This window comes from Flavobacterium cellulosilyticum (assembly GCF_004349355.1).
Taxonomy (GTDB): domain Bacteria; phylum Bacteroidota; class Bacteroidia; order Flavobacteriales; family Flavobacteriaceae; genus Flavobacterium; species Flavobacterium cellulosilyticum.
In genome coordinates this window covers 484,032-503,817 of record NZ_SMFK01000001.1, presented here as the reverse complement: position 1 = coordinate 503,817, position 19,786 = coordinate 484,032, and the positions used below count along the sequence as shown (strand labels likewise).

The 19,786-nt window shown below is 33.1% G+C and carries 10 protein-coding genes; all 10 read right to left on the bottom strand.

All coding sequences use genetic code 11. The features are described from left to right. Positions 1-4: 4 nt before the first annotated feature. Entirely contained in the window at positions 5-3,217 is a 3,213-nt protein-coding gene (locus E0F76_RS01905; protein ID WP_132000704.1) for a SusC/RagA family TonB-linked outer membrane protein, read from the bottom strand. Positions 3,218-4,202: 985 nt separating this feature from the next. Next, the gene (locus tag E0F76_RS01900; RefSeq protein WP_132000702.1) at positions 4,203-5,555 is read right to left on the bottom strand and encodes a family 43 glycosylhydrolase; all 1,353 of its coding nucleotides are present in this window, start codon (positions 5,553-5,555) and stop codon (positions 4,203-4,205) included. Positions 5,556-5,567: 12 nt separating this feature from the next. After that, entirely contained in the window at positions 5,568-7,847 is a 2,280-nt protein-coding gene (locus E0F76_RS01895) for a glycoside hydrolase family 127 protein (protein ID WP_220398888.1), read from the bottom strand. 20 nt (positions 7,848-7,867) lie between these two features. After that, positions 7,868-10,270 carry a glycoside hydrolase family 31 protein gene (locus tag E0F76_RS01890; protein ID WP_132000700.1) on the bottom strand — a complete coding sequence of 801 codons (2,403 nt, stop codon included), beginning with the start codon at positions 10,268-10,270 and terminating at the stop codon, positions 7,868-7,870. 21 nt (positions 10,271-10,291) lie between these two features. Continuing rightward, entirely contained in the window at positions 10,292-12,025 is a 1,734-nt protein-coding gene (locus E0F76_RS01885; protein WP_132000698.1) for a glycoside hydrolase family 43 protein, read from the bottom strand. A gap of 131 nt (positions 12,026-12,156) precedes the next feature. Further along, the gene (locus tag E0F76_RS01880) at positions 12,157-13,521 is read right to left on the bottom strand and encodes a glycoside hydrolase family 43 protein (protein ID WP_132000696.1); all 1,365 of its coding nucleotides are present in this window, start codon (positions 13,519-13,521) and stop codon (positions 12,157-12,159) included. Positions 13,522-13,527: 6 nt separating this feature from the next. Next, on the bottom strand, positions 13,528-15,462 hold the full coding sequence (locus E0F76_RS01875) for a glycoside hydrolase family 97 protein (RefSeq protein WP_132000694.1): 1,935 nt from the start codon (positions 15,460-15,462) through the stop codon (positions 13,528-13,530). 14 nt (positions 15,463-15,476) lie between these two features. Beyond that, the gene (locus E0F76_RS01870) at positions 15,477-16,820 is read right to left on the bottom strand and encodes a glycoside hydrolase family 43 protein (protein ID WP_246021954.1); all 1,344 of its coding nucleotides are present in this window, start codon (positions 16,818-16,820) and stop codon (positions 15,477-15,479) included. 80 nt (positions 16,821-16,900) lie between these two features. Next, positions 16,901-17,788 carry an alpha/beta hydrolase gene (locus tag E0F76_RS01865; protein WP_132000692.1) on the bottom strand — a complete coding sequence of 296 codons (888 nt, stop codon included), beginning with the start codon at positions 17,786-17,788 and terminating at the stop codon, positions 16,901-16,903. A 72-nt stretch (positions 17,789-17,860) separates the two neighbouring features. Next, positions 17,861-19,786: an alpha/beta hydrolase-fold protein gene (locus E0F76_RS01860; protein ID WP_132000690.1), complete on the bottom strand. Its 1,926-nt coding sequence runs from the start codon at positions 19,784-19,786 to the stop codon at positions 17,861-17,863.

Sequence of the window (19,786 nt, the reverse complement as noted above, 5' to 3'; positions counted from 1 at the left end):
TAATTTAAAAAATAATATTAGCTCCTAGATTAAAACGTTTAACTGTTGGATAGGCTCCTTGAGATGCCCAACCAGTTCCAGCATAATTACTCTCTCTATCGTCAGGCATTTTGGACCAGAAATAAAGATTATCACCATTTAGAAATACTCTTATATTTTGAATACCTATCGATTTTACAAATGAAGTACTTGAATCAAAAGTATAAGCTATTTCAGCATTTTTTAAACGGAAATATGAACCATCATACATATAACGCTGAGCATCGTTATAACCACTTGGAGTAGAAAGCCAACGAGGCATTGGTGAATCAGCATTAGTATCTTCTTTAGACCAATATGAACCATTATTATATACTACGTGATTTTGCGAAGTTAAACTTCCAAGTACTACTTGTCGTGTAACATTATTAACTCCATAAAGCTGAACAAATGCACTAAACTTTTTCCAGTTAAAACCAAGGGTAGTACTAGCCGTATTTTGAGGAGTACCAGTAAATCCATAAGGTATATTGTCATAAGAATTAATTACACCATCTGCATTATAATCTAGAATATTGTAACTACCTGGTAATTTTTGATTATCATTTGTATCTTGAATGGTACTTGCATACAATTGATCCCAAGTATTATAATAACCTTGTGCTACATAGGAATAAGCTTGACCGATGGCTTTACCCTCAGACTTTTGATAATCTGACAATAATTCAGGGTTATCTGCATTTATAATTTTGTTTTTTGAATGGGACACATTCATATCAGCCCACAAATTCAAACCATTAGCAAAGGTGTGATTTAATTTAATCTCAAATTCATAACCTTCGTTTTTCACTCTCCCTAAATTTGCTGGGGGAGCTGAGGCTCCAAAATAGGATGGAATTGCTCTACCACCACCTGATAAAAACACATTTGAACGATCTTCTTTAAAGAAATCAACTGAGCCTTTTATTAAGCCTTTAAAGAATCCATAATCAATACCTAAATTCGATTTTTTTGCCGTTTCCCAAGAGACAGATTCATTCCCTAAAGAACTCTGTTTATACCATGTGTAAGGACTGGCCTCTCCTCCTTCACCACTTGTTCCTAATTGAGATTGTCCTCCATAAGACCATTGCGTCAAATAACCAAATCTACCACCAATATTATCATCACCTATTTCTCCATAATTTAATCTCACTTTAAGTAGGTCTAAGAAAGATTCTGTTTTTTTCATAAAACCTTCTTTAGATACTATCCAACCAATTCCTCCAGAAGAAAAGAAAGCAAAACGATTTTTTTTACTAAATTGTTCGGAACCATTGTATGCTCCATTGTATTCAGCAAAATATTTCCCTTTGTAACCATAAGTAGTACGGAAAACCCAGTCTTCTCTATAATGAGGAATCTCGCTTCCAGTTGCATTTTCATTACGATTAAAAAGTCCCATTGCCGTAATATCATGATCAGACTGTATATTTAGACTATAATTCAATTGTCCTTGATAAAAAAGCCTTCTCTGTGTTCCCCAATTCTGAACTGTACCGGCACTAGGAGACCATTTTACACCTTCTTGAAAATCAAACCTATTGGTTGTATCGTAGTTCTGTGTATAAGTAGCCATTCCTGAAACTGGATCAATATATTTCTGCTGGGTATCATTGTACAAATCATTAACCCCTCGATCACCTTCTACAAAAGTGTTATCTAAAGCTATTGTCCCTTTAAAATTTAAACCTCTTACTAACATATCTAGTTTTTGATCTATTGCAAAATCAGTAGTAAGACGTGTAGTGGTTTTATATTGGATACCGCTAATAGCTAAATTACGAACTGAATTTGATGCTTTACCAGGATTTGGAGCATAATAACCCCAAGAACCATCTGACTCATAATAAGGTAAAAACACATCAGGAGCTGTAGAATAAGCTGCATCCCACATTGTATATTCACCTCCGGAAGCTCCCCAAGGACTTTTCTTAACCGCATGTGAACCTGAAAGGTTTACTACAAAGGTTGTGGTCGGAGTAATTTTAAAATCTAAATTTGTTCTAACATTTAATCGGTTAAATCCATAACCTGGATCATATCCTCTATCATTACTGTATTTTCTAAAAAGATCACCTTCACTTAAAAAATCTGCGCTAGTAAAATACTTAACAAATTCAGTACCACCGCTTACATTCAAACTCGCATTATAAGACATCGTATAATCTTTAAATAAAGTATCATCCCAATTCACGTTTGGATAGCGTTCTCTTTCTCCTTGATTAGCAGGAAATCTATATTTATCAATTATTGCTTGTGGAAGATAGTCATTCCAAGAAGATGGTGATAATGCTAACTCATTTTCAATGGCTTGATTTTTAACAGTTAAAGCATCGTAAGAATCGTATTTGTTAGGCAATTGCGAAGGAACTTTCATAGTTGTATTAACTCTAGCTCTAATCAATGCTTTCCCTACACTTCCACGTTTAGTAGTGATAAGAATTACACCGTTTGCTCCTCTAACACCATATACTGCAGTTGCAGAAGCATCTTTTAGAATAGAAACCGACTCTACAGAACCAATATCAACACTACTCATTGGACGCTCAATTCCATCGACCAATATAAGAGGAGACGAACCATTCCAAGTACTAGTTCCACGAATTACTATACGAGGATCTTCCTCACCTGGCATACCAGTACTTGCACTAGTAATTAATCCAGGTGCATTACCTGTTAAAGCCGCTCCAATACTTTGAACTCCACCTGCTCGTTCTAATGTTGATCCAGAAATCTGAGAAATTGCAGCAACAACACTCGCCTTTTTTTGCTTTCCGTACCCTACAATAACAACCTCTTCTAATGTGGTTTTATTTAGAGTCATGACAACATTAATTTCCGATTGTCCATTTATCTTTTTCTCAATAGTATTGAAACCAATGCTACTAAAAACTAACACGGCAACTGAATTAGGTAAAATAATTTTATATTTTCCATCAATATCAGAAATAACCCCTAATGTAGAGTTACCCTTAACTACTATTGTAACACCTGGAACTGGCAACTTATCCTCAGCAGAAATAATTGTGCCTGTAACTATTAGTTGTTGTGTAGTTTGAACCTTTTTTTCTACTAATAAAGATAAAGTCTTATGACCTTCATTAGCTAACACTGCATTCGAAAACATAAACTGAAACAAAACTCCTATTACCACGAATTTACCTTTACGTGGAATTTTTATTAATTGTATTTTCATATTAATATTTTGACATTTTTAAATTTATTAAAAATTAACACTTAACTTTTATATCAAATACTTTACACTTTATTAAATCAATTTTAGATGTATAAAATTTTCCTAACTTAAAATCTTAATAAAATGAAAAATATGATTTCGTTGATATAAAAAACACCTGTTACTAATTTAGATCCTATACTAATTTTTAGTAAAAAAAATACAAAAACATTAATTTAGTACATCTAAAAGGTGATTTTATTTAAATAATAATTATCTCATAGGCTTTTTGGTTATTGTGGTTTAGTTAATAATATTTTTAATATACTAGTATTTTTGATGAATGTAAATTTCATTTAGAAATCGTAAAAAATCAATTTAAATAACAACAGTTTATAACATACTATAATAGATTTCAATTTAGTAAAAACAGTGAATAACAATCGGTTGTGTTAAAATATAATAAAGAGATAAAATAATATCTCAATCTGTTTCTAGAATTAAATTAACAAACTATTGTGAATTTCTATTAGACAAATATAAAATAATAAAATAAAAAAACAACCGATTGTGTAATATTTATTTAAAGAATAAAACAAAAAAATTAAAATTAAAATTTACATAAAATAAAAAAACAAGTGAAATACTGAGAATTATTTAATAAAGTGGTTTTTAAACAAAAATATCAACAATGGTTACTCTAATAAAATAATCCTAAAATAATCTTAAAAAAACATTATAAGTGTTCTTTTTACACATTATGTTGAAAAAAATTCAGTTTCAATAAATTTAGACAGTAAAAAACGTAAAAAAAAAGACTAGTTTAATAACAATTATATTTTCAGAAATTAATATGAAAATTATTAAATTCGCATTTAAAAAATTTATTGTGTTGTTTAAAATATTTTAATTTGTTTTTTAAAAAATGATTTAAACAGTGAAAATAATCGAAGAAAGTAATCTTATATGAGGTTTTAATTATGGTGTATTCCATTTAAACACAGCCTTATTTAAAACTTATCCAATCAATCTCAACTTGTTTTTTATTATCCATTAAAACAACATACAAGTTTTGAATTCCAGTTGTAAACTTTTTTACAGGAACTGTTATGGTTTGCCAATGAGTACTTTTAGGTATTTTAACTTCAGCTATTAAAACTCCATCTTTACCATTATTCCTTACCTCTATACTACCACCCGTGTTGGACTTTGCTTTTATAAGTACAGATTTTAAAGAATTTTCACCAAAATCAACAGAATCGTATTCAACCCATGCATTTGAAGTACTAAATTGTGTTTTCCAACCTTTAAAATTATCAAGAGGATCAATAAAATCTATTGAAATTCCTTTTTCACTGATTTTTGAGTATCTATCAATTTGAATTTCACTAACAGCTTTGGTAATGCCTATACCTCTTAAAGTTGGAATCACTTTTTTAATAGTACCGTTTAAATTAAACGACAAACTATCCGCTCTAACCGATCTGGCTTTATCAAATGTTGGAGAATAGTCATTGTGATGGTAAAACAAATACCATTGATTTTTGAATTCTATAATCGAGTGGTGATTTGTCCAGCAACCCGTTGGTGATTCATCCATAATTGCTCCCATAACTTTAAAAGGACCTAATGGATTATCACTAATTGCATATTCTAATCGCTCAATTTTATCTTCAACATGTGGATATGTCATGTAATAAATCCCTTTTCGTTCAAACACATAGGGTCCTTCTTTTAATCCTTTAGAAGGTAAATCGCCTAAAGTCTTAACTTCAGAATCTAGCTCAGTCATATTCTCTTTTAGTTTTGCGCCATAAATATTTCCAGAAGACCAATACAAATAAGCTTGACCGTCTTTATCAATAAAAACATTAGGATCAATACCTTGCACTCCTTTTATAGGATTGTCTTGAGGAATAAAAGGCCCAATTGGTTTATCTGCAACTGCTACACCTATGTTAAATCCTTTACCATTACCAACATTATCATTTGGTGTAGATGGGAAATAAAAATAATATTTTCCGTTTCGTTCTATACAGTCTGGAGCCCACATACTATAACTTTCTGGACGTACCCAAGGTACTTTGTTTTGAGTGACAATCATGCCGTGATCTGTCCAATCGGTAAGATTATCAGATGAGAAAACATGATAATCTTCCATACAAAACCAATCCTTCCTGCCTTTTCCATCAGTTGCTAATATATCATGAGAAGGATAAACATAAACTCTGTCTCCAAATACTCTAGCAGATGGATCAGCAGAATATTGATTTCTTATTATTGGATTTTGAGCAATTCCAATAAAAGAAAAATACATAAAAATAGATAATACTATCCAGCGTGATTTTTGTTTTTTCATTTGTCTGTTTGATTATTTTAAAATCCTAATTTGATAAAATCGAGGTGTCAGTATTTTATTTTTAGCAGTAATTTTCAGTTGAAAGTTTGCTTGCTCTGGTATTTGAATTTTGATGGTTTTATCTTCTATGGAGTTAATTTTGACTTCATTCCCATTGATTGTAATCTCAAAATTTTCAGGATTTATATCGTTCAAAGTATTGATTTCAATGTATTTACCAGCTTTGTTTTTGTTTTGCAACTGATAGGAAATATAAGAGCGTGTTGTACGCCAAAATTTCTCGTCATCATAACCAGAATTACTTTGCTCGCCTTTGTATTGATGATCCACCTCGGGTTGTTGTTCTCCACAGTTTATTTTATCCACAGTGATGGCCTCAAGAGCTAAAATTGCAGCTTCATGCTGTTTTTGATTTTCGATTTGGTTTATATATTCATTATTGGTCAAAGTCTGAAAATACATTTGATAACGTGCATCGTGAATCTTATAAAAAGGTTGAAGTGTCAACGAATCCAACTTGAAGTCCATATTGTCAATTGACACTAATTTTGAAACATAATTTTTAGCATCATCTACCAGTGCATAGGCTTCATTAAGCGGGTACAATTTTCCTTTCGTTTCATGTCCCATTCTACTATCATCAGCAAAAAGTCCTGTCAAATCATTTGTTGAAGTTTTGGCTGCCAAAACAATTGGTCCGCGTACAAAAGCAGCCCAATTAGAACCATCAGGAAGGTATTCTAATTTGGTTTCCATATTGAATTGAAATGAAATTTTATCTCCATTTTTCCATTTTCTGTTCAAATTTATATATTGCGATGGATTTCCTGTAAATACTTGAGATTTTCCATTAACAAAAATTTTGACATTTGTTGCCCAATTTGGATAACGAATATTTAATGAAAAATTTTTGCTTTTTTTCAATTTCAAAACTAATTCAGTAGCATTTTCGTTTGGAAAATTATTTGTTTGTATTAATTGCAGTCCTTTTTCTTTCCAACTCAATTCAGAAGGGATAAAAAGATTGACAAAAACATCATTTTGAGAATGACTGTAAATCAATTCGCCATATTTTGTGTGATTTTCTAAACCAGATCCCACACAACACCACATACTCGTTTCAGGTTGTGAATACACTCTGTAATGATTTGGGCGTATAGGCGTAAAGTAAACAAAACCTCCTTTTTCAGGTTCTTCAGTAGATAAAATATGGTTATATAGTGCGCGTTCGTAAAAATCCAGATAACTCACATCATTATTATCCAAAAACAAGGCTTTTGTCAAACGAAGCATATTATAGGTATTACAAGTTTCAGGACCTTGATTCGATTCAAGCATTTGTTTGAAATCGTTAGTTGGATTAAAATGTTCCCGTACACTGTTCCCTCCAAATGCTACACTACGCTTTTCGGTGACATTATGCCAAAAATAATCAGCGGCATGCTCCCAAGCGGTATTATTTGTCAAATGTCCAATTTTTTCATAACCAATTACTTTAGGTATTTGCGTATTGGCATGAAGACCCGTAAGCTTATCTTCTTTTTCAAGTAGTGGATTCAAAAGTTTAAGATGCGAAAGTTTCTGAGCAGCTTCAAGGTATTTTTTTTCTTTTGTAATAATGTATAAATCGGCAAAAGTTTCATTTATTCCACCATGTTCTGTATTCAAAATTTGCTGAATTTGTTCGGTTGAAAGTGGTTTTATGAGTTCAATAAACCAATCCCCTAATCCTATTAAAACCTTTTTAGCTTGTTCATTTCCGGTAATTTCATAAGCATCACGTAAGCCTGCAAAAAGTTTATGAATATTGTAAATTGGTACCCAAGTGTTATTCAATCCAAAAGTACTTCCGTCTATATCTCCTTTGTGAATACGGTCCCAAAATACTTTTCCATCAGGAATACCTCCTACATAGCCATTACCATTTTTAGCTTGGCAAAGTGCTAGTTCATTAACCATATAATCCAAACGTGTTTTTAGCTCTGTATTTCCAGTACTGGCATATAGCATAGCTAAAGCAGACAAATAGTGTCCTGCAATATGACCATCCAATCCAGAACTTTCCCAGTTACCATATCGTGTGGCTTTTAATGGTATACCTGCATCAATCAAGTAGGGAGCTAGTAATTTATCTGGATTAAGTTCCAAAATGTACTTTTGATCAACATCTTGTGCATTTTTAAACACTCCATCTGTCAGCTTTACTTCTTGCAATTTAAAAGGTTGCATTTGAGCAAAAGAAGATTGCATGCAGGCAAATAGTAATACGTATTTTAAATTTTTAAAATTCATTCTATCAATTTTTTGGTTAGCTATTTATCAGTAGCAACTATTTTTATATCTTGTCCTTTGTAATTAATGGTTTTAATTAGCTGATTTTTTTCCGAACTAATAAAAACAATTTTGAAGTTTCTACTTTCTAACATTCCATCAAATGTACCTTTTCTTTGGGCTATAGAAAGCTTTTTTGTAGCTTCATCCCAAGTGAATTTAATTGAAGAAGAAGCTCCTTTTTCATAATTATAGTTGTCATTTTCATCTTCATATAATTCAAAACTTCCGTCTTTTCCTGTATATACACGAATTTCTAAATTGTCCCATTTTTTTTCTTCAGCGTATTGTACTTTTGGACCAATCGGAATGATAGCACCGCCTTTTACATAAAGTGGTATAATATCCATTGGCGTTTCTTTACTAATCGTTTGTCCACCTTCGAATTTTTTATTGGTCCAGAAATCATACCAAATCGTGTTTTCAGGCAAATACACCGCTGTCGATTTTATCGTAGTAAGATCTCGTACTTTTGTAGTAGTACCGTTGGAAACCTCGTCTTTAGTGTACATCGCATCTGTAACTGGAATTACCATAATCGATTTACCAAACATAAATTGATTGTTGATGTCGTGTGTTTTTTCATCCAAAGGAAAATCCATTACCATCGCTCTCATCATACTGGATTGATTTGCTGTAACGTCGTGAGAAGTTGAGTAGATATAAGGCAATAAACTATAACGCAGGTTGATAAATTTCTCGATGGCATCATAAACTACCTCTCCTTTTTTGCCAAATTGATATATTTCACGAGGTGCATCGGCTCCGTGAGAACGCATCATTGGACAAAAAGTCCCAAATTGTAACCAACGCGTATACAATTCGGTATAATTTGGATCTTGTAATTTTTTTGGAAACTTATTCAAAAAGAAACCTCCAATATCACTATTCCAATACGGAATACCAGTCATAGAAAAGTTAAGACCTGCTGGAATTTGATCTTTAAGAGCATCCCAAGATGCGGTAACATCTCCAGACCAAGTGTTAGCTCCTTTGCTTTGTTGCCCCGCAAAAGCAGAACGAGTCAGTATAAAAACACGTTTGTCCGAAGAAGTTTTACGCTGGTGATCATAAACGCCACCCACAGTCATTAGCGGATAAGCATTACGCACTTTTCTAAAAGAACCTAAAAACGTTTTATTATCAAAATCTTTATCTTGTTGATTTAAATGATCGGGTTCTGTAGAATCCATCCACCATCCATCAATTCCTAAAGAAAAAAGACCTTTGCTGAGGTATTTCCAATAGATATTTCTTGCTTCAGGATTATAAGCATCATATACCATAACTCCTGAAGGGAAATTCATATCTGGTGGCCAAACATCTTTCCCAGACAGAGGCCAAGTGGCAAAATCCATCAACATGCCTTTGGATTTCAATTCTTTATAGGGTTTTGTTTCAGGTCCAAATGAAGACCAAATAGATATTATTAAATGGGCATTTAGATTATGAACATCATCTACAAATTTTTGTGGATTAGGAAATTCTGGGTTTAAAAATTCCATTCCATTCCAATGATAATTATCTCCCCAATACTGCCAATCTTGAATAATTCCGTCTAAAGGAACTTGCAATTCACGATATTTTTTAACCACATCTACAGCCTCCTCTTGGCTTTTGTAACGTTCCTTACTTTGCCAAAAACCAAATGTCCACAAAGGAAACATAGGTGCTTGTCCGGTAAGTTCTCTCATCTGGGCGATAACGCCGTCGGCATTTCCTCCGAGCATAAAATAGTAATCGATACAATTCCCTACATCAGAACGAAAAGTAGTTCCGTTAGTATTATCTTCAAAAGTGGTTGGCGAATAATTATCCCAAAAAAGACCGTATCCTTTTATCGATTGAAAAAAAGGCACATAGTCATCGGTATTGCCTTGAATCATTCGAACTTTTTGATTTCTTTGAGACATTTTCCTATTTTGAAGAATCCCAAGTCCATAAATTGCTTCGTCTTGTTCTAATTGAAAGGATTGACTCACCGCAAATGTTTTTTCTCCAGCATCATTGGTTGGTAAAAACTCAAAAGCTTCTTTCTTTTCTGGAAAAAAAGATTTTTCATTTAAATCAAAGAAACTTACTGTAGCTGTTTTTCGATCGAGTTTTACTTTTAAATTATTACTGCTAACTATATAAAAATTATCATCATTAGTAAATTTTAAATTAAGTTTTTCTGGTATTTTAATAACCGATAAACTTTTTTTATCCAAAATGGTATTTTTAGGATATTTTAAAATTCTAACAATTTTGGAGGAAAGAAATTGAATTTCTACAGTTGTATTATTTATTTCTGCCTTAATTCCATTATCTGTACGTATGTCATTGTTTGCAGAACAAACTGCAAAAAACAATAAAAAAATACCTGTCCAATAAATGTTTTTCATAAGTTAAAATTTATAGTGTTTCTATTCAGGTCGAGCATCATTTGCTGATGTAGCATACAATCCTAACAAACAACCAGTAAAACCACCTGCAACATCTGTAGATAAGATATCACCAGAAACAGGACCTCCAACACTAACAAAATCAACTCCGTTAAGAGAATAGCTAAATGTGTATTCATCTCCTTTGGCTTTTATTTGCAATTGTACGGGTTTCTTAAGATCGATTTTTGTACTCGCTACAATTGTTGAAGTTACTGGATCTCTTCTTACTTTTTGATTTTTCTGTAAAATCACATAATAATCTTTGTCCTTCATTGTAATTCCAAAAACATAATTAGAGCCTTCATTTTGTAGGGCTACAACACCTGCCAAATCTTTATCTGATTTTGGTTTGTATTCTATTGTAGTTGTATAAGAAAAACTATTGTGTTGTTGACGATAGAATAGGGTAGAGGTTGGCTTCAACTCTTTAATGTTAGTTTCAAAAGGAGTAATAGTCAATCCTTTTTTTGAAGTTGAGATAAATTGTTCACGAGGTCCTCTTAGACCAATCCAACGGTAATCCAATTTACTTGATGTAAAATTATCATTGAAAGTAAAATTTCCATTAGGGAAGAAACCTTCCTTTCCTGTTTTGTTTTCAGTAGATCCTTGTGGCATTTTCAATTTTGGCTCTAATGGAATTAACCCATTTTCAAAAACTGGAAATTCTCCAGACCAATCTACGGGTAAAATGAATGTTTCACGACCTGTATTCACTCTGTTTTTTTCGTTTGGTCTAACCGCTAAGAAAACACCATAGTATTTGTCTCCAGAAACTTTAACTAAGTCAGCGTGACCAGCCCAATCTACTTTGTTTTTTCTGTCTCTTCCAAAATATTTTTGCGTTAAAATAGGATTGTTTGATGCAGGAATAAATGGTCCTTTAGGGCTATCACTTTTAAAAATAACTTCGGTATGATTGCCTCCTGTACCTCCTTCGGCACACATTAAAAAATATTTTCCGTCTTTTTTGTAAAGATGTGGTGCTTCAATCCAAATTGGGTTTTTAGTAGGGTCAACTCCTCCATCAACAATAATCTTGTCTGTTCCAGGAATTATTTTATCTTTTTCAACATCATATTCCCACATTTTAATCACACGGTGGCCATTGTAACGCTCTTTTCCATTATCAGGAGCATCATTATGCACAATATAAGCTTTACCATTATCATCAAAGAAAATAGCAGGATCGATACCTCCAAAATCAAGTTTAATAGGATTTCCCCAACCTTTTTTAGGATCTTTTGTTTTTACAATAATATTATTCAATCCGCCTGAAAAGGCTGTTACAATCATATAAAAAGTATCATTATGAGGATTGTAAGTAATACCAGGTGCATAAACTCCTTGACTAATACCAGTATCATGCGGATTGAATTGAGTAACATCATTTAATACTCCTCCCAAATCAGTCCAGTTTACTAAATCCTTAGAGTGAAAAACAGGTACTCCTGGAAACATTGCAAACGAGGAACAAACCATATAATAATCATCTCCTTTTCTTGTAATAGCTGGATCTGGGTAACATCCTTGTAAAATTGGAGTATAGAATTCGTCTGATTTTAATGGATTATCTTTATAAACCTGATCATCTCCTTGATATGTGAAATTAGAAAATAATGGAGCATTATTTTTCACTTTGTTTTGACTTTTAATTCCCGAAAAGGAGAACAAAGTTATTATTAAAAATAGAATTGCTTTTGTGTTTTTCATTACATTAAATATTAATTGTTAATTTTTATTGGTTATTTTTTTTATTGTTTTATTTATTCTAAGTGTTTTTTTTTAGGTTTTAAATCTAAGCTTTTTCAAGCAACCGATTGTTTTTTTATTTAAAAAATATTCTATTTCGAAAACATCCAATAATCAAAGTACAAAATCTGACTCGCCGCTTTTCCTTTGAAAATAAAATACAAATCATGAATTCCTGATACTTTTTTAATATCAATTGTTTGTACTGCCCATCTGTCATTTCCTCCTGTCATTGGTACTCTAACAGTTCCTAGAAGTTCTCCATCCCTGCTATCTAATCGAATCTCCATAGACACATTTCCGTTATGAGTGGTGCCAATTCGTGCTGTAAATTTTGAAGCACCTTTCTTACGGAAATCTACCTCTTTTACTTTGGTATATGCGTTATCGTATTTGGCAGTAATAAAGTTACCCACTACATCATTTTTCATTGATTTTACTCCTTCAGACCAAGCAATAGTTTCCGCCTCTGTTTTGGCATAAGGATTTAAAGGATTTAAACTCTGCTTGATTCCTTCGGTCATATTCATCTGGACAATTGTCCCATCCTTATTAAACTTAAGTTCTTCTACACATACAGAACGGGTAAAACCACTACCGCCAGGCAAAGCAGCATTGTGATAGAAAAAATAGCTTTTCCCTTTAAAATCAATTATACCAGGATGATTTGTAAAAGACCCTCCTTGTGTAGGCATCACAATTCCTTTATATGTCCATGGTCCTTCTATATTTTTACTGGTTGAATAACCAATGTGTTCCGATATTGGTCCTGCGGCAAAAAACAAATAATACAAGCTATTGCGTTTGTACATCCAAGGCCCTTCCTCATACGTTGTTGGTCTTTCATTATTGGCTTTTCCTTCACGTTTACCAAAAGCTTCTGTAGTATTGGGTATTTGCTTTATTTCTCCGTCATAAGAAATCATATCTTCATTCAACTTTACATAATAGCACACTGGATTACCCCAAAATAAATAAGCCTGACCATCATCATCAATAAAAACGGTTGGATCTATATCGGCATTACCATTAGAAATTAAAGGTTTTCCTAAAGGATCAATGAATGGTCCATAAGGACTATCGGCAACTGCAACTCCTATAGCTCCTTTTCCATCTCGAGTAGTATTGGGCACATACATATAAAATTTACCTTTTCGCTCAATGCATTGAGGAGCCCAAGCATTCATTTTTGCCCAACTAAACTCTTTATAGGATAATGCTGCTCCATGATCTGTCCAATTGACCATATCTTCTGTGGTATATAATCGCCAATCATTCATTGTGAACCAAGTGGATTCATCTTCATCATGGCTGGTGTACAGGTATACTTTACCATTGAAAACCATTGGAGCTGGATCGGCAGTATAATTCGTTTGTACAATAGGATTTTGAGCTTCTCCAATGCTGCAATTCAAAATGGTTATTAGTATAATTACAATTTTATAAGGATGCTTCATTTTGTTTTAGTTTGTTAATACAAATCCTCCATTAGGTTGTATTGTTATAGACAATTCTCCTTTTTTAGAAACTTTCACAGTTGTTGTATAAGTTTCTTTATCAGCCTTATCATTATACATAGTGATAGTTTGACCAGCAAGCATTGGCAATTTAAGTTTTAATACTTTGGCTGTTTTTTCGGCATTTACACCTACGACATACCACTTTTTTCCATTTCTACGGGCAATTACACTGTACTTACCTGGGTAACCATCAATAAAAACGGTTTCATCCCAAGTAGTTGGGACATCCTTCAAAAAGTCCAATTCAAAAGCCGGCACATCTTGTAGGTTATTTGGTGTAAGTCCGAACATTTGAATAGGGTTTTGAAAAAGTACTGCTGTTGCCAATTGAAAAGCATCAGTTGTTAATCGTTCTTGTCCTTTTTGATTTCCTTTATTCAAGTATTTATTCAATAATACGCCTCCAAATTCCATACTGCCGACGGCATTTCGAATAAAAGGATGCAAGGAAGCAAAAAAGGCTTCTTTTTCTCGTACATCTTGCGAAAAAATGAGCATTTCTGAAGCAATTACGGCTTCACTTCCTACATAGTTTGGATACATTTTTTCCCAACCACGTGGTAGGGTAGCTCCGTGAAAAATAATCATTAAGCCATAATCATTAGCGTCTGAAAGAATATCTTCATACAATTTCATCGTTTCTTGTTTGTCACCTCCAAAGAAATCTACTTTCAATCCTTTAACACCAGCCTCTTTTAACCACTTCATCTCGTTTTTTCGAGCAATAGAAGTGTTCATTTTGTTGAGAGGAGTCTGAAAAGCATCATTAACAGTACCATTTGAATTGTACCATAAGAACACCTCTACGTTTTTGGATTTGGCATATTGAATCAATTCTTTCATTTTTTCATAGCCAATTCTATCATCCCACCACGCATCGATTAAGATATATTCGAACTTCATAGCGGCAGCCAAATCAATATATTTTATTTGATCTTCATAGTTCATACTATTGTCTTGCCAAACAATCCAACTCCAAGAACCACGGCCCATTTTATATTCTTGGGAAGCTTTATAAAGTGGTTTGACAACATCAAAAGGAATCGTGGTTTCAACAATTGGCTTAAGTGTTTCGCCAACAGTAATCGTTCTCCATGGTGTTACGCCCGGAAGACTTATTTGTGCTCCCGAACTCCCAAAACCGTTATTTTGTTTCGGATTTGGATATTCTACAGTAAATAATCCATCTTTAAACTTGCTCAAATGCGAGGCGGTATATAAACTACTTACTCCAGTTTCTGATAATAAAACCCAAGCTTTATCTCCTAAATGGAAAAGTCCCGGAAATACATAACCTTCGGAAGATTTAGTTTTATCCAATGGTAAATCGGCTTCATAACCGCTTTCATAACTAGGAGCGGTACGAGCAAACCCAGTCATTGGTCTCATCATCGAAGAAAGGAATGTAGTGGTAGATGAAGCGAATTTATAAGCTGTTTTTTCTTCTGAAATTACACAAACTTTAGTGTCTCCCCAAGCAGGTAATTCATATCTAAAAGCGATATTGTTATTACTTACTTGAAATAAAATAGAAACTTTACGTTCTTTAACTCCCGTGAATAAACAATTTAAAGTATTTGCTTGATAATTTACTGTTGATTGCTTAATTTTAATTTGATTGTATGTTTCGTCTACTTTGGCAGTGGTTGAACTTACAAAATTCATATTAGTACTAAAATCTCCTTCATTAGTTATTAATCCTAAAGGAGAATTTTCTAAAACAATTGCTCCTTTGTAACTAACAGAATACATTGGTTTACCCTCCTTAACCAAAACATGTACTGTAAGTTCTCCATTTGGACTAGAAACAGACACTGTGTTTTGCGAAAAAACTGCCGTTGAAACTATAAAGCAGCATAAAATTATTATTTTTTTCATATCTTTTTTTTAATTTATTTAATCAATTTCCAAGCATCAAAATTATATAATTCACCTTGTCCTCCTTTAAAAATAAAGAACAAATCGTGTACATCTCTTACTTTTTTTACTTTATTTTTGACTGTTTTCCAGTTTTGCCATCCACCAGTATTTTCTATTTTTACTGTTCCAATAAGCACACCATCTTCTTTATCTAAACGAATCTCAATATTACCTGAGTTTAACGTAGCGGCAATAATCTCGATTTTCGTAGCTCCTTTTGCAAAATCAACTCCTCTTACTTGTGTGAAATCTCCGTTTTGAATTTGAGTAAGATAAACTCCAGTTTCTTTGATTTTATCAGATTTAACACCTTTGCTCCAAGCCATTGTTTCTGCTTCAACACGTCTAAAAGGATTGAATGATTCAATTTGTTCTGGTCCATTTTCTGTAAAAAAATCATAATTTTGAATGGTACCATCTTCGTTATACACCATCGTTTCAGCATCTACAGAACGTCTTTCATAAAATGTGCTGGTCTGGCTTTTGTTTATTTCATAATTATGTCCAAAAACGTACGACTTCCCTTTATAATCTATTATCCCAGGATGATTCCCATTTGATTTCTTATTGGAATTGATAATCATTCCTTTGTATTGCCATGGTCCAGTAGCCGAAGTACTCATAGCATATCCTATTCCTTCTGGACAACAAGTAGATGCATAAGCTAAATAATAATGGTTTTTTCTTTTCCAAACCCATGGACCTTCTTGATAATTTTTAGGTTTTGTAGGTTCTTTTACGATTTCACCTGAGTATGAAATCATATCTACATTCAGTTTCACGTAATACAAATCTGGATTTCCCCAATACAAATAGGCTTGACCATCATCATCAATAAATGGAGTAGGATCAATGTCATTCCAAACGTGATCGTCATTAATTAATTTCTTTCCAATCGGATCTTTAAATGGTCCATAAGGACTATCAGAAACTAAAACCCCAATACCACCTCCATGCATAGGACAATAGAGATAAAATTTACCATTGCGTTCAATACACTGCACTGCCCATGCACCATTATCTTGTTTTGCCCAACTGAAATTTTTTAAAGAAGCAACCACTCCATGATCCGTCCAATTGACCATATCAGTTGATGTATAAAGCAACCAATCAAGCATTTTAAAACCTTTAGCGTCATCTTCATCGTGTGAGGTATAAAGAAATATGGTGTCGTTGTGAACCATTGGCGCAGGATCGGCTGTAAATTTTGTTTGAATTATTGGCTTTTGAGCCATCATAGGTGTTAATTTCAAAAGAAATAACATTCCTATGGCCAGTATTTTTTTTGTTTTAGTAAATTTTAAAAATGTAGTCATTGTTTTTTTAATAATATGAAATGTATTCACTTTTTTTAAAATTCAGTATTAATGTTACGTACTTAATACTACTTTGAATTTTACTTATTAGTAGTATCTATAATAGTGTATTTGCTTAATGAGGAAACATCAACTGGCTTGAACAAAAATTGAGAAAACATATAAAGTCCATTTTTCCAAACTTTAAAATCATGAACACCTGGTTCTATATAATACACATGAGGGACATTATTTTTAAGTAAATAATCATGAGTACGTTTGCTGAAATTTAGCAATCCATCTGCATCACCACATGAAATCCACAGTAATTTTAGTTTACTTTTTGTTTCTTCAGGATTTGGCACTAATTCTTGAGGGGCTTTAGTATTGGGTGCAGAAGAAAAACCTCCAACCCAAGCAAATGTGTCTAAATTACCCAAACCAAAATTCAAGGATTGTCCACCACCCATTGAAAGTCCAGCAATAGCGCGGTTATCTCTATCAGTCAAAGTTGGATATGTTTTTTCAATAAACGGAATAAGATCATTAAGAAGGTCTTTTTCGAAATTAGCAAAACCTTGTACTTTTTCTGGTGCCATGATATTTCCTGCGGCACTATCGTCTTTTATAGCACGTCCATTAGGCATTACTACAATCATCGGTTTAATTTTCCCCTCGGCCAATAAATTATCCAAAATTATTTGGGGAGAACCTCCATTTAACCACTCTTTTTCATCCCCACCAATTCCGTGTAAAAGGTAAAGTACAGGATATTTTTTATTGGTCGAAAAGCCCGGTGGAGTATAAATCGTAACTTTTCTAGTTGAACCAACGGTTGTAGATTCATAGGATATTGTTTCTATTTTACCATGAGCAATAGTTGCTCTTTCTAGGTCAAATCCTTTTGGACCTTCTTTTTCAATTTTTTGTGCAAAAACGGTACTACTACATATAAAAAGGAATGCAACTGTTGAAATTATTTTTTTCATGATTTTATTTTTTGTTATTGATGTTCAAAATAGGTAATAATGTTTAGATGAAAAATATGTTTTTTAATGAGCCTATTTGAATAATAATTGAGCAAATTGAAATAAATCATGCCGCCAAACTGGCCAAGTGTGACCGCCAGCATATTCCGAATAGTTATATTTAATGCCTCTTTCATCCATTTTTCTCATCATTATTTGGCAATTCTCATAAGCTATATCTTCTTTTCCTCCTTGTGAAACCCAAAGTTCTTTTAGATTCGAATTAATTGTCGCGGCATTATTTTTCATAAAGTCATATTGAGGGTCTGCAAGAGTAGGATTATTATCCCACCAACCAGAACTAAATACTCCTAAATAAGCAAATAAGTCCGTGTTTTTCATACCCGCATAAAGTGTTTGCAAACCACCCATCGATAATCCTGCCAAGGCTCTGTTTTTATTGTCTGTTAACACTCTAAAATTACTTTCTACAAAAGGTATAGCGCCAATTTTAAGTTCATTTTCAAAAGCAACTAACGATTTTTCATTGAATCCGCCCAATCCTCCTTGCATTCCAATGTTACCATCAAGCATGGCGATAATCATTGGTTTCGCTTTGTTTTCGGCAATTAAATTATCGAGAATTAGATTTGTTTTTCCTTGGCTAGCCCATCCACGTTGATCTTCTCCACCACCATGTAATAGGTATAATACTGGATATTTTTCAGTAGATGTATCATAACCTGGTGGCGTGTAAACATACATTTCTCTCCAAGAATTCATTGCTTTTGAAAAGTATTTTTTGATCCGAATATCACCGTGAGGCACCTCTTTAAGTTCATAAAAACCACCCTTTTTATAGGGGATTTCGATACCACTAGCCATGCGGCTCATGCCATAAAATGATTCGCTTGCTGGATCAGCTACTGCTACATTATCAATTAACAATGTATAATAATGAAATCCTCTACTGATCGAATCGGTGGTTACATTCCAAAAACCTTCCCCATCTTTAATCAGGTCATATTTTTTTCCCAAATCTATTTGTGCTTTTTGGGCTTCAGGTGCTTTTATTTTAAATACTACTCGATTATCTGGTAAAATTTGAGGATACTTGACATTACGAATATTAGTTGATGCGGGAGTTCCTAGTACTGAATAATTAGTTAATGAAGCTACATCAACCGGTTTGAATAAAAATTGCGAAAACATATACAGTCCATTTTTCCAAACTTTAAAATCATGTCCGCCAGGTTCTAAATAATAAACATGAGGTACATTATTTTGAAATAAGTAATCGTGAGTGCGTTTGCTTACAGTAATCAGTCCATCAGCATTTCCACAGGAGATCCAAAGTAGTTTTAGTTTTTTCTTGGCATCTTCAGGATTTGGCAATAACTCTTGAGGTGTTTTAGTATTCGGCGCAGACGAAAAACCACCTACCCAAGCAAATGTATTTAGGTTCCCCAAGCCAAAATTAAGTGATTGTCCTCCTCCCATAGAAAGCCCCGCTATAGCTCGGTTTTCTCGATCTTTTAAAGTTGGATATTTTTTATCAATAAAAGGGATAAGATCGTTTAGAAGATCTTTCTCAAAATTAGCAAATGCTTGTATTTTATCGGCCGATCTTATGTCACCAGTTGCTCTGTCATCTTTCATAGCACGCCCGTTTGGCATTACTACAATCATTGGCGCAATTTTACCCTCAGCAAATAAATTATCTAATATTATTTGTGGATTACCTCCTTTTAACCACTCTTTATCATCACCACCAATACCATGCAGTAAATAAAGTACAGGATATTTTTTATTTTTTGAAAAACCAGGAGTAGTATAAACTAACGCTTTACGCATCGTACCAACGGTTTTAGATGGATATTGAATGCTGTCCAGCTTACCTTTTGCAATACCTGTGCGCAATTGGTCAAAACCTTTGGGAGCTTCATTTTCAATTTTTTGCGCAAATGTTGAAATGTTGCAGCTAACAATCAATAGAATTATTAAAATTATTTTTTTCAT

Coding starts and splice junctions, on each gene's coding strand:
- E0F76_RS01880 (WP_132000696.1), bottom strand. CDS start 13,521: ATGAAGCATCCTTATAAAATTGTAATTATACTAATAACCATTTTGAAT.
- E0F76_RS01885 (WP_132000698.1), bottom strand. CDS start 12,025: ATGAAAAACACAAAAGCAATTCTATTTTTAATAATAACTTTGTTCTCC.
- E0F76_RS01905 (WP_132000704.1), bottom strand. CDS start 3,217: ATGAAAATACAATTAATAAAAATTCCACGTAAAGGTAAATTCGTGGTA.
- E0F76_RS01865 (WP_132000692.1), bottom strand. CDS start 17,788: ATGAAAAAAATAATTTCAACAGTTGCATTCCTTTTTATATGTAGTAGT.
- E0F76_RS01875 (WP_132000694.1), bottom strand. CDS start 15,462: ATGAAAAAAATAATAATTTTATGCTGCTTTATAGTTTCAACGGCAGTT.
- E0F76_RS01870 (WP_246021954.1), bottom strand. CDS start 16,820: ATGACTACATTTTTAAAATTTACTAAAACAAAAAAAATACTGGCCATA.
- E0F76_RS01895 (WP_220398888.1), bottom strand. CDS start 7,847: ATGAATTTTAAAAATTTAAAATACGTATTACTATTTGCCTGCATGCAA.
- E0F76_RS01860 (WP_132000690.1), bottom strand. CDS start 19,786: ATGAAAAAAATAATTTTAATAATTCTATTGATTGTTAGCTGCAACATT.
- E0F76_RS01900 (WP_132000702.1), bottom strand. CDS start 5,555: ATGAAAAAACAAAAATCACGCTGGATAGTATTATCTATTTTTATGTAT.
- E0F76_RS01890 (WP_132000700.1), bottom strand. CDS start 10,270: ATGAAAAACATTTATTGGACAGGTATTTTTTTATTGTTTTTTGCAGTT.